The following is an 11096-nucleotide window of genomic DNA, read 5'->3' on the forward strand; positions in this document are numbered from 1 at the left end:
GCCTTACAAGTCGGCCTTTTTCCCAGTTATGTGCTTTAAAGTAGGGCGCCGTCCGTCCGGGCCGATCAAAAAGGAGCTTCTGCGCGCATGTCCGTCACTCCTCTCGACAAGGCCGGCGGGGGCGACGTCCGGCGGGTGCGAGGCAACGACTACCGGGTGCTCCAGCCGCCCGAGCGCTTCACCCCCGAGCTCCGGGTGAGCGTGATCATCCCCGCCTACGGCGCCCAGGAGAAGCTGGACCTGGTGCTGCAGGGGCTGGCGCGGCAGACGTACCCGGCGGAGCTGACCGAGATCATCGTCGTGGACAACGGCAGCTCGCCCCCGCTGCGGCTGCCGGAGGGCACGGCGGCCCGGCTGATCGTCTGCGACCTGCCCGGCCGGGCCAACGCGCGCAACGCCGGGCTGGCCGAGGCCACCGGCGACGTCATCCACTGGCTCGACTCCGACGTGGTGCTCACGCCCGGCGCCGTCGAGGCGCACATGCGCTGGCACCACGCCGCCCCCTACCTCTCCGTCACCGGCTACATCCGCTTCACCTCCGCGCCGCTGCCCGCCGAGCTGCCCGAGGACCTGGAGGCGGCGTTCGAGCCGGCGGAGCCGCACGCGTGGCTGGTCGGGCTGGTCGAGCGGACCAACGGTCTCGTCGGTCACACGGCCCGGCCGTTCAGCCTGCACGTCGGCGGGGCCACCTCGGTCGGCCGCCGCCTCGTCGAAGCCGCCGGCCCCATGGACGACGAGCTGATCCTCGGCCAGGACACCGAGATGGGCTACCGCCTCGCGCAGGCGGGAGCGGTGTTCATCCCGGAGCCGCGGGCACGCGCGTACCACCTCGGCCCGACCATGCGCATGCGCGAGCAGCAGCGCATCGACCGGGTCAGCCACGCCTTCGTCGCCGACCGCATCCCGGCCTACCAGTGGCTGCGCACGCATCCGGCGCGGCAGTGGAAGGTGCCGTACGTGACCGCGGTGGTGGACGGCACGGCCGGGTACGAGGCCGTGCGCGCCAGCGTGGACGCCCTGCTCGCCGCCACGGTCGCGGACCTGTCCGTGGTCGTCGTCGGCCCCTGGGACACCCTCGACCGCGACCGGCGCGCCCCGCTCAAGGACCCGAACCTGGACCTGGTCCTGGTGCACGGCCACTACGAGCACGAGAGCCGGGTACGCCTGGCGACCGCCGAGGAGGTGGACCCGTCCACGCCCTTCGTGCTGCGCCTGCCCGCCGGATGGGCGCCCGGCGAGGACAGCCTGGCCCGGCTGCTGGCACTGGCCCGCAACGAGGCGCTCGGCCTGGTCGAGGTGCTGCTGCGGGAGTCGGCGGAAGGGGTCGTCTCGGCCCGGCTCGAACGCGTGTCCTCCTTCGCCCGCGCCCGGCTGGTCGCCCGGCCCGGTGAGTCCCTCGACGACGTCGTGGACGAGGTCTCGGGCGTGCGGTGGGTGGACGCGGAGACGTACGACTTCAGCGACGAGCCTGGGGAGCTGGTGGGGCGGCGCTCGGCGTACAAGGCCAGGGTGCAGGCCGAGACCGAGGCGGCCCGGCTGGCCAAGGAGGCCGAGCGGCTGCGCGCCCAGGTGGCCAAGTGGCGGGACGAGGCGGCGCGCTGGCGCAAGAGCACGGTGGAGCTGCGCAGGGAGGTCGGCACGCTGCGCCGCGAACTCCACGCCGCCCAGCGCGGCCAGCAGGCGCGGCGCGGCATGCGCGCGATCCTGGCCGGCCGGATGAAACGCGCCCTCGGCCGCAGAACCCGCAACTGACCCGTTCCGCCCCTGACCCCGGCACCGGAACCTCCGTGCGAGGCGATCCCGGCGCTGGAGTGTCGGGTCGTGGGGTGATCCTCCGGGCGGGTCAGCGCGCCTTCGGGAGGTGGCGGGGCGGGCGACGGAGCATGGGGGGATGCTGCACGGCAACCGGGTGTCCGTCCTGAGCCTGGCGCTGACCTCGGGGGCGGTCGACGCCTTCACCTTCCTCGCCCTGGGCCAGGTCTTCACCTCGAACATGACCGGCAACCTGGTCCTGCTCGGCGTCTCGGCGGGCCACGGCCGGCTGGCCGACGCGGTCGGCTCGGTGGTGGCGCTGATCGCCTTCACCTGCGGTCTGGGCGCCGCCTTCCGCTTCCTCGGCCGGCTCACCGGCTGGTCGGCCCGCATCAGGGTGGCCGTCGGCGTCGAGCTGGTGCTGCTGGCCGGCCTGGCCGCCGTCTGGGCGCTGGCCCAGATCCCTGGGTCCGTGCTGGCGCAGGCCATGAACCCGGCGCCGGCGGACGGCTCGCAGCCGGCGATGCAGGACGCGGGTCAGGCGGTGGCCGAAGGGGTGCGGCTGGCGATGATCGCCGCGGCCGCGGTCGCCATGGGCGTCCAGAGTGCGGTCACGCATCGGCTGCACACGTTCGTGGGGTCGACGACGTTCATCACCGGTGCGCTGACCAGCTCGCTCTTCCGCCACCTCACGCCCGGCACCGGCGAGCCGCACCTGGCCGGGCTGATCGCCGTGCTGCTCGCTCTGGCCGGCGGGGCCGCCGTCACGACGCTCTGCGTGTGGCTGCTGCCCGCCGCCGCTCCCGTGATCGCGCTCGCGGGCGTGGCCACCGCCCTGGTCTCCAGCGCCTTCGTCCGGCCGCCGCCCGCACCCCCGCCATGAGCCCGTCCGGGCACGAGCGCTCCCGGCCGTCGGAGGCACCGGCCGTGAGCGTGCGCGGCGGGCGCACCGGGACCTCACCTTCCGGGGATGAGGCGGGGATTCGTACGAGGAGGATGCTGCGAGGATGGATGCCGAACGGATTCGACTGGCGCGGTCGGCCGCTCCGGACGCGCCCTGGCGCCGATGGGGCCCCTACCTGAGCGAACGCCAATGGGGCACGGTCCGCGAGGACTACAGCGCGGACGGCGACGCGTGGAACTCCTTCCCGCACGACCACGCCCGCTCCCGCGCCTACCGCTGGGGTGAGGACGGTCTCGGCGGCGTCAGCGACGACAAGCAGCGGCTCTGCCTGTCGATGGCGCTGTGGAACGGCAGGGACCCGATCCTCAAGGAGCGGCCGTTCGGGCTGACGAACGGCGAGGGCAACCACGGCGAGGACGTGAAGGAGTACTACTTCCACCTCGACAGCACGCCCACGCACTCCTACCTGCGCTACCTGTACAAATATCCGCAGGCGGCCTTCCCGTACGACGACCTCGTGCGGACCGGCGCGGCCAGGGACCGGCGCTCCTTCGAGTACGAGCTGCTCGACACGGGCGTCTTCGCGGGCGACCGCTACTTCGACGTGTTCGTCGAGTACGCCAAGGCCGCCCCGGACGACCTGCTCATGCTCGTCACCGTGGCCAACAGGGGGCCGGAGGACGCGGTGCTGCACGTCCTGCCGACGCTGTGGTTCCGCAACACCTGGTCGTGGGGGCAGGGCGCGGACCGGCCTGTCATGCGGGCCACCGGGCCGGGCGTGATCAGGGCCGAGCATCATGAGCTGGGCGCGTACCGGCTGCACTGCTCGGCCGGCGTCCCGCTGCTGTTCACCGAGAACGAGACGAACCACGAGCGCCTGCACGGGAGCCGCAACGCCACCCCGTACGTCAAGGACGGCATCGGCCGGCACGTGGTGGGCGGGGAGGCCGGGGCGGTCAACCCGGAGCTCACCGGGACGAAGGCCGCCGCGTACCACACGCTGACCGTCCCCGCCGGCGGCGAGGCGACCGTCCGCGTCCGCCTCGCCGAGGAGGACGCGCACGACGTGGAAGGTGTACGGGATCCGCTCGGCACGGCGGACGTGGGAGACCCGCTCGGCGCCGGCTTCGACGCGGTGATGAGCGCGCGGCGGGCGGAGGCCGACGCCTTCTACGCCGGGCTGACCTCGGACACGATGAGCCAGGACGAGGCGCTCGTGCTCCGGCGGGCGCTGTCGGGCCTGCTGTGGAGCAAGCAGTACTACCTGTTCGACGTGGAGACCTGGCTGGCCGAGCACGGCGCCGACCCGTGGACCCGCACCGGGCAGCGCAACCACGCCTGGTACGACCTCGACGCCGACGACATCCTGCTCATGCCGGACACGTGGGAGTATCCCTGGTTCGCCGCCTGGGACCTGGCCTTCCACGCGGTCGCGCTGGCCATGGTGGATCCCGAGCTGGCCAAGCACCAGATCGAGGTGCTGCTCGGCGAGCGGTACCTGCATCCCAACGGCCAGGTGCCGGCGTACGAGTGGGCGTTCGGCGACGTCAACCCGCCCGTGCAGGCGTGGGCCGCCCGCTTCGTCGACAGCATGGACCGCGGGCTCGACGGCGCCGGCGACCTGGACTTCGTCGAGCGGGTGTTCCAGAAGCTGCTGGTCAACTTCACCTGGTGGGTCAACCGCAAGGACCCGGACGGCCGCAACGTGTTCCAGGGCGGGTTCCTCGGCCTGGACAACATCGGCGTGTTCGACCGCAGCGCGGCGCTGCCGACGGGCGGGACGCTCGACCAGGCCGACGGCACGGCGTGGATGGCGTTCTACACGCAGACGATGCTGCAGATGGCCGCGGAGCTGTCGGACCGCTCGCCCGCGTACGAGGATCTGGCCGTGCGCTTCGCCACGCACTTCCTGCGCATCTCCGCCTCGACCGACCGGATCGGCGAGGTGAAGGAGGAGATGTGGGACGAGGCGGACGGGTTCTTCTACGACGTGCTGCGCCTGCCCGGCGGCGACGCGGTCAGGCTCAAGGTGCGGTCGCTGGTGGGGCTGCTGCCGCTCTGCGCGACGACGGTGTTCACGCCGCGCCCGGACGAGAGCGACGCCCGCCTCTACCACCGGGTCAGGGAGTTCGCCCGCCGCCATCCCGACCTGGCCGCGGGCATGTCGGCGGCCGACCGGCCCGGCGTCGGCGGCCGGCGCATGCTCTCGCTGCTGGACGAGCGGAAGCTGCGGCGGGTGCTGGCGCGCATGCTCGACGAGGAGGAGTTCCTGAGCCCGTACGGGATCCGCTCGTTGTCGCGGCACCACGCCGCGCACCCGTACACGTTCCACGTGGACGGCCGCGAGTACCGGGTGGAGTATCTGCCGGCCGAGTCGGACAGCGGCATGTTCGGCGGCAACTCCAACTGGCGCGGGCCGGTGTGGTTCCCGGTCAACGTCCTCGTCATCCGGGCGTTGCAGCACCTGTACGCCTTCTACGGCGACGACTTCACGGTGGAGTGCCCGACGGGCTCGGGCCACCGGATGACCCTCTACCAGGTGGGCGAGGAGATCTCCGCCCGCCTGGTCCGGATCTTCCTGCGGGACGCGGGCGGGCGGCGGCCGGTGTACGGAGGGCAGCGGACGTTCCAGGAGGATCCGCACTGGCGGGATCTGATCCAGTTCCACGAGTACTTCCACGGCGACGACGGCGCCGGCCTGGGGGCGGCGCACCAGACGGGATGGACCGCGCTCGTGGCCGTCCTGCTGGTCATGAAGGACCGGCTCTCCGCCGCCGACTTCCGTCCGGACGACCTCGGCTGACGAGGCCCGACGGGATTTACCGCCGGATTTACAACAATCGGGAATATCGCCATAAATCCGGATAAGTCAGGTGACTGGCGACGACCTGCATACCCGCTCGCCACTCCAGTCCTCGCATCTCCTCGCCTCGCTTTAAGATCCTGTTGACCCTTGCATGAAGGTTGACTTTCGGACATCCTCAAACGGATGGAATACACGTCCACAACCCCGGCAGAAACTTCTCGGCGCCGCTCTCCGTTCAGCGGATAAGAAAACGGAACCTGTGAGGAAATGTGCGCGTCACTCCATCCCTCAGATCCCTCCGCACGCTGACCGCCGCTCTGACCGCCGCCGTCACCGCCGTCACCGCCGCCCTGGCGCCGGTCCCGGCGGCGGCGCAGGCCGCGCCGCCCGCCGACGACGTCAAGCCCGTCCGGGTCGTGATCCTGGTCGACGAGTCGGGCAGCCTGTCGGGCGCCGACGTCGCGCGTGAGCGCGCCGCCGCCCAGCTCATCGCCCTCAGCGAGCTGTCGCCGCGCTCGCAGGTGTCCGTGGTGGGCTTCGGCAGCTCCAACGGCCGGGGGCAGTCCGCCGTGGACATCGTGTGCCCGCTGACCGGGGTGGAGACCGCCCAGGACCGCGAGTCGCTGAGCCGGTGCGTGGAGCGGTTACGCCGCAGGGAGAGCGGCGACGGCAACGACACCGACCACGCCGCCGCCCTCGACCAGGCGCTGAGCATCATGAACGAGCCCGACGACCAGCAGCGCTCGAAGATCGTGTTCCTGCTGACCGACGGCGTGCTCGACGTCGCCGGCAGCCCTCAGTACGGCGCCGACGCCGAATCCCGCAACCGCAACGCCCAGAAGCAGATCGACAGCGGCCTCAAGGACGCCGAGCGGGCGAAGGTGCAGATCTGGCCGCTGGGCTTCGGCTCGGCCGACAAGTCCAGCCTCGACGCCTTCGCCGCGGGCGGCTGGCGGGAGCCGTGCGGCGGCCAGGAGTCGGCCACGCCGCGGGCCAGGGTGGTCGCCGACTCGAAGGACGTCGAGCGCTCGCTGCTGGAGGCGTTCGCCTACGCCAGGTGCGCGGGCATCGGCGACTCGGTGACCGACTCGCTCGACTCGGGCGCCACCGTCGACCTCCACGTCACCATCCCGATCATCGCCACCGACGGCTCGATCGTGGTGGTCAAGCGCGACCGGCGGATTCAGGTCACCTACTTCGACCCCGAGGGCACCCAGGTGCCCAAGCAGGGCGAGCAGAACGAGTCGACCTTCCAGGCCGCGGGCGAGGCCGGCCCGGTCGAGTCGCTGCGCATCCGCAACCCGGTGCCCGGCCAGTGGCGCATCCAGCTGAAGTCGCCGCCCGGCGTCGACCGCCAGGACGTCAGCGCGACCGTCGTGTGGCAGGGCGCGCTGCGCGCCTCGATCTCGCTGAGCAACCCGCGGCCGCGTCCCGGCGAGCAGGTGACGGTGCGGCTGCGGCTGCAGACCAGGACGGGCACGATCTCCGACCCGGCGGCGCTCGCGGGCCTGCGCTTCACCGCCGGGCTCACCGGCGAGGGCTTCCAGGAGACGCCGATCGCGCTCGGCGACACGGGCGACGGCGCCGACCGGGCCAAGGACGACGGCGAGTTCTCCGGCCGGGTCGCCGTCCCGGAGACGGCCACCGGCACGCTGTCCTTCCTGGGCAAGGTGACCGGGCCGGGCGTGGCGGGCGACGAGCGTCCTTACGAGACCCGGATCGCCGGGCCCGCCGACCGGCTGCGCGGCCAGGTGCGGCTCGAAGCGGCCGTCGCCGAGCCGGGCGGCGAGGTCGCCGGCACCGTCGGCGTCACCAACGACGGCGAGCCCGCGCGGCTCGGCCTGCGACTGCTCGACACCCCCGGCACCGTGAGCCTGTCGGCCCAGGAGCTCCAGGCGCCCGCGGGCACCTCCGAGCACGCCTTCACCCTCCGGATCGCCGCCGACGCGGCCGAGGGGCAGGTCGGCGGCCAGGTGCAGGTGGTGGACGCGGCCGGGCAGGTGGTCGCGGAGGACTTCGTGAAGGTCGAGGTCCAGCGGCCCACGCCGATGTGGCTGCGGGCGCTCCAGGCGCTGCTCATCCTCCTCGTCGTGGTGGCCGCCGGGCTGCTGTTCCTGATGATCAGGCGGCGCCGGCGGCAGCGGGCCGCCGACCCGAGCGAGCTGACGCTGTACCTGTTCGACCGTCCGGGCGAGCCGCACATCAGCCGGCTGCAGGCGCCGCTCGGCTCGGGCCCCGAGTTCGGCTTCGACGTCACCGACAGGCGGCTGGTGCACACGTACGGCACCGGCTACTCCGTGCGCCGGGGCGAGGGCAGGTCGGTGCTGGTGACCGACCCCTCGGGGCGGCGGCTCGACCCGCTCTTCCCCGGCCGGCCGATCGCCCTGACCGACCACCTCTACCTGGGCGTGGACGACGGCCGGGCCAAGGGCGGCGAGCAGCCCGCGTACGGGCCGGCCGAGCCGCAGCCGAGCAGGACCCACAGACCGATGCCAGGCGACGACCTGTTGTGAGGGGCGCATGAGGATCTTCGATCCGATGATGTTCGTAGGGCTCGGCGGCACCGGCTGCCGGGTCGGAGTGGAGTTGGAACGCTGGCTGCGCGACGAGCTGTGCGGCCCTGACGGCATGGACCTGATCAGGAACTTCAGCTGGCAGAACTACCAGCCGTACGAGCTGCCCTCCTGCCTGCAGTTCGTCTACGTCGACCTCAACGAGGACGAGCTGAACCGCACCCGGCGGCGGGTGGTGCCGACCGAGAAGGAGTTCCCGGCGGCAGCCCGCACCGCCCATCTGATCCACGACGTGGTGCCGAAGTTCGACTCCTACCCGGAGGTGGCCCGCAGCCTGCGGGCCACGCTGGGCGACCACGTGAAGGACTGGCTGCCGCCGCGCGAGCAGGAGCCGCTGGTGGCGCCGCTGATGCGGGGCGCGGGCCAGTTGCCCACGGTGGCCAGGGCGGCCCTGTTCGAGCGGATGCGGCACGGCACCGGGCCGGTGGTCCAGGGCGTCGAGGACGCCATCGGCGCGATCAGCAACTCCGGCGGCGAGCTGGCCGCGCTCGGCGGCCGGCTGCGGCGGCGCTGCGACGTGTTCGTGGCCTACTCGGTCGCGGGCGGCACCGGCAGCGGCATCTTCTACGACTACCTGCACCTCATCGGCGACGCCTTCGCCCGCAGCGGCATCAGGGCGCGCATCCACCCGCTGGTCGTCATGCCGTCCGCGTTCACCGAGGGCAAGGGCGGCGGGCGCCGGGCCAGGCTCAACGCCGGTTCGAGCCTGCTGGACCTGTTCCGGCTGGTGGACGACCAGAACGCGCCGCACGCGGGCACGCAGGTGGACGAGCAGGGCATCGTCGGCGAGCTGGGCGTGCGCTACCCCACCAGGGGTGACGTGCGGCTGGCGACCGGCACGGTGCAGACCGCGTTCCTGTTCACGATGCCGCCCGGCGTGCAGCGCGACGACCTGCACCGCTCGATCGCCTCGCTGGTCGTCTCGCTGGCCGGCACCCGGCCGAGCACCCCGGGCGAGAGCGCCGGCGGCATGGAGGACCGGGGAGAGTCGTCCTTCGCCGACGACTTCATCAACCGCGCCGTCGAGCGCGACGTGCCCGCCGCCTCGGGCATCGGCAACCGGGGCGTCTCGACGGCCTTCGTCTCCTCCATGACCGTGCCCGTGGAGGAGCTGGCCGACCTGGTCAGCTCGCGGCTGCTGGCCCGCGCGGTGACACAGCTCGACGCCGTCCCGCCGGGCGCCGCCGAGACCAACGTGGACGAGATCCGCCGCCTGTTCACCACCACCAACCTGGAGCCGCTGCACACCCGCGCGCCGCTGCCCCCGCCCGAGGCCCGCCCGGCCACGGGCGCGGCCGACATCCAGAAGTCGCTGGCCAACCGGATGCGGGAGATGCAGGACAACCTCGTCTCCCTCGAACGGGCGCTCAGCCGCAGCGTCCCGGTCATGGCCCAGGAGGTGGACGTGCGCAGGGGCGCGATGGAGGGGCTCGGCCACGTCGACCCGTTCCGGCTGCGGCGCGTGGTGGTCGGCCTGCCCGGCGACGTGCACGAGGCCGACCGGCTGGGCTTCGCCGGGCTGCTCGACCACCGCAGGGCGCAGCCGCGCAAGCCGTTCGAGGGCATGAGCGAGGCTCCCCCGCAGCCCGGGCCGATGCGCGACCGGCTGCTGCGCAAGGTGCAGTGGTCCGACCCCGTGGTGCAGGCCTGGCTCGCCGGTCAGGACGCCTGGTACCTGTGGAGCAGCCAGGCGCTCTGGCACCGCGCCTGGGCCGACCAGATGCCCCGCTGGGAGCCGCGGCGCAAGCAGCTCCTGCGCGAGGTGCGCGAGTTCACCCAGGTGTTCGCGGAGCACGCCGAGAACGACCCCGAGCGGTTCGCCCGCCGGGCGGGCGAACTGTACGAGACGCGCGTGGGCGTCTACCACCTGCTGCCGCCCGCCGGGGCGGAGGCGTTCTACGACGCGGTCGTGCGCCGCTTCGTGGACGTCTTCGTCGCCCGGCAGATCCTGCGCCCGACCGACACGGAGGCCGGCGTGGTCAACGCGCTGCTCGGCCCCGAGGGCTGGCGGCACGCCTACGACCTGGCCTGGCGTACGGGCAAGCCGGCCGACGCGCTCAACTGGGTGCGCGAGCGGCTCAAGCTGGAGGTCAAGAAGCTGTTCAAGGACCGCGACGAGGCCGCCGCGCTGGGCGAGCAGCCGCTGCTGCCCTCGCTGGCCGACATCCTGGCCCAGGCCGCCACGGGCGGCGGCGACGACCCGCAGGTGCGGCAGTTCCAGCTCAAGCTGGCCGACCTGGTGCCGGGCGGCTTCACCCCCGACGGCACCGGTGAGCTGAAGGTGCTGGTCTCCTACCCGGCGCCGGGCAAGGACCTGGACCTGGAGCGGTTCCTGCGCGACCGGATCGACCTGCCGGGCACGCCCGACTTCCGCAACATCGACGCCGACTCGGTCACGGTGGTGCAGCTGCGCACCTCGATGAGCGTGACCCAGGTGCGCGAGCTGCGCGAGGTGCTGGCCAGCTGGGCCGAGGCGCTGCACGACGAGCGCCCGCAGGACTACCTGAAGTGGCGCCAGCGGCTCGGCTACGACTTCGGCTATCTCGCCACCACCGAGGAGCACCGCGTGCGCATCCTGCACCGGCTGCTCTGCCTGCTGTGGAACGGGCAGGTCAGCGTGGCGGAGGGCGAGCCGAGCTCGCCGTCGCGGATCAGGATCGACATCGAGGGCGGCTCGATGACGCTGCCCTTGACCGGGTACGGCAAGGCGTCCTCGTGGCCGAGCATGCTGCGGGCGTACGAGCAGTGGGTGCTCGGCGGCGACGAGGAGTTCCGCAGCCTGATCAGCGCGCAGCTCATGGACGCCACCCCGAACGGCCTGGCCGGTTCGCTCAGCGTGCCGCACCCGCTCTACCACGAGGTCACCCGCATGGCCGCGGACCAGCTCGGCCTGCTGGAGATCATGGCGCCCAAGCTGCCCTCGGGCGCCCGCAACCGGGCCGACCAGCTCATCGCCTTCTGGGCGCACACCCTGCCGGCCGCGCTGGACCTGCCGTTCGAGCGGGTCGCCGAGGCCGTCGCCTACAACCTGCGCGACCTGGACGCGCTCGTGGAGGAGTGA

At 72.7% G+C, this 11096-nt stretch carries 5 protein-coding genes; all 5 read left to right on the forward strand.

The annotated features are described in order from the left end of the window. Positions 1 to 87 precede the first annotated feature (87 nt). The 5 genes from B0I32_RS30835 to B0I32_RS30860 all read left to right on the forward strand — a co-directional run bounded on the left by B0I32_RS30835 (position 88) and on the right by B0I32_RS30860 (position 11096). The gene (locus B0I32_RS30835) at positions 88 to 1752 is read left to right on the forward strand and encodes a glycosyltransferase family 2 protein (protein WP_181307949.1); all 1665 of its coding nucleotides are present in this window, start codon (positions 88 to 90) and stop codon (positions 1750 to 1752) included. A 139-nt stretch (positions 1753 to 1891) separates the two neighbouring features. Next, on the forward strand, positions 1892 to 2635 hold the full coding sequence (locus B0I32_RS30840; protein WP_106245723.1) for a YoaK family protein: 744 nt from the start codon (positions 1892 to 1894) through the stop codon (positions 2633 to 2635). Between the two features lie 124 nt (positions 2636 to 2759). Next, positions 2760 to 5459 carry an MGH1-like glycoside hydrolase domain-containing protein gene (locus B0I32_RS30850; protein ID WP_146178366.1) on the forward strand — a complete coding sequence of 900 codons (2700 nt, stop codon included), beginning with the start codon at positions 2760 to 2762 and terminating at the stop codon, positions 5457 to 5459. 272 nt (positions 5460 to 5731) lie between these two features. Further along, a complete protein-coding gene (locus B0I32_RS30855) occupies positions 5732 to 7975 on the forward strand; it encodes a vWA domain-containing protein (protein ID WP_106245725.1) in 2244 nt (747 codons plus the stop codon). A gap of 7 nt (positions 7976 to 7982) precedes the next feature. Beyond that, positions 7983 to 11096 (forward strand): tubulin-like doman-containing protein, encoded by a 3114-nt coding sequence (locus tag B0I32_RS30860; RefSeq protein ID WP_106245726.1) that lies wholly within the window; start codon positions 7983 to 7985, stop codon positions 11094 to 11096.

Origin of the sequence: Nonomuraea fuscirosea (assembly GCF_003001935.1) — a bacterium.
Taxonomy (GTDB): domain Bacteria; phylum Actinomycetota; class Actinomycetes; order Streptosporangiales; family Streptosporangiaceae; genus Nonomuraea; species Nonomuraea fuscirosea.

Excerpts from the sequence above, each read along its gene's own strand:
- B0I32_RS30835 (WP_181307949.1), top strand. The coding sequence starts at position 88 with ATGTCCGTCACTCCTCTCGACAAGGCCGGCGGGGGCGACGTCCGGCGG.
- B0I32_RS30840 (WP_106245723.1), top strand. The coding sequence starts at position 1,892 with ATGCTGCACGGCAACCGGGTGTCCGTCCTGAGCCTGGCGCTGACCTCG.
- B0I32_RS30850 (WP_146178366.1), top strand. The coding sequence starts at position 2,760 with ATGGATGCCGAACGGATTCGACTGGCGCGGTCGGCCGCTCCGGACGCG.
- B0I32_RS30860 (WP_106245726.1), top strand. The coding sequence starts at position 7,983 with ATGAGGATCTTCGATCCGATGATGTTCGTAGGGCTCGGCGGCACCGGC.